We start from the raw sequence: 1319 nt of genomic DNA on the forward strand, positions 1-1319 counted from the left end.
GGGTTAAAGGACAAAAAGAGTTGGTGGAGGGTTAGTCCCAGTTGTTTCGGTGGGGGCTTGTGTGGTGGAGGTCGTGCCAGGCGATAGCGTCGCCCCATCTGGGGATGACACCGGCTGCGGGGTGTGTGCGCGAGGCGTGTTCCCATTGGGCTTCAATCTGGGTGTCTGTGGGCATGATTTTGAGGATCTGGGCTGGTGGGAGCGGGTTTTCGGTGTGCATGTAGCACCACCAGAAGATCGCTTTGATCCGGCGGGTCAGCCGCATTCCCCGGTGGTCGCGCAACAGTTGACGCAAGGGCGCGTTGGTCGCGCCTTCGATCTGGTTGTTCATCGCCGGCAACGCCCCCTCAAACTGGGGGTCGGTGTAGGTGAACAACACCTCGGCTCCGATGAGCCGGTTCACACTGTTGCGGGCCCGCACGAGTCGTTCGTGCGTGTATGCCCACCCGCCATCGTCCCTCTTGGTCTTCTGCGCGAGGAAGCCCTCCCAGCGCTTGCACCAGTCCAAGTAGGTGTCTATCCATGAGGCCGCTTGCTCTCGGTCTTTCACGTGCAAGAGCTGCTTGCCCAAGCCGTACAGTTCCTTGGAGGCTGCAAGCTTGGGGCCAATGGTGGTGGCTTGTTTGATGGTCCCGAACGCGTGGAAGGTGCACCGCTGGACCCGCGTGTTCGGCCAGGCTTTCTTGCGGGCTTTTTCGAAGCCACTGCCCCCATCCGTCACCACCACGTCTGGTGGGGCGATCCGGTTCATGAGCGCTTCCCAGGCGCGCGAGTTCTCACTGCGTGCCACATACCAGCCCAAGATGAAATCCCGGGACTGAGCAATCAAGACGACCGCTTTGCGGCCCAGGTGGATCCCGTCAACGAACACGACCTCATGCACCTCATCCACCACCGGAGCAAGAGGCCACACCTGCCACAAACCCTGGCATCGCCTGCGAAACGACCTGCCCCCACCTGGCATATCCGCCTGCCGATTACCGCTGAGCAGCCAGGCAAGAAACTCACCCAGATGCTTGGCCGAGGTATCAATCCGCTGCACGCCAGTTGAGTGGCACGAGGTGCAATGCCACCTCTGCTTGCCCGATTTCGACAGTCCGTACCGGATCAGCTTCCTGCCACAGGAATCGCATTTCGAGATGTTCACTCACCGAATCTGCCAGTACCAACTTTGACGCCCACTCTCCCGCACCATAAAGCCGAAAAGTCGATGTTTCACCAACACATTTTGTCCACCCTCAAAGTTGGCCCCCAACAACTTTGAACCAGACTTTCTCGCACTACAAAGCCGAAAGGTCGGGCTCAGACCAACTCTTTTG

The 1319-nt window shown here is 59.4% G+C and carries 1 protein-coding gene; it reads right to left on the reverse strand.

Annotated features, from left to right (window positions below; all coding sequences use genetic code 11):
* Positions 1-31: 31 nt before the first annotated feature.
* A complete protein-coding gene (locus tag HMPREF0045_RS09445) occupies positions 32-1147 on the reverse strand; it encodes an IS1249 family transposase (RefSeq protein WP_040316400.1) in 1116 nt (371 codons plus the stop codon).
* Positions 1148-1319 lie beyond the last annotated feature (172 nt).

The organism is Actinomyces graevenitzii C83 (genome assembly GCF_000239695.1).
Taxonomy (GTDB): Bacteria; Actinomycetota; Actinomycetes; order Actinomycetales; family Actinomycetaceae; genus Actinomyces; species Actinomyces graevenitzii.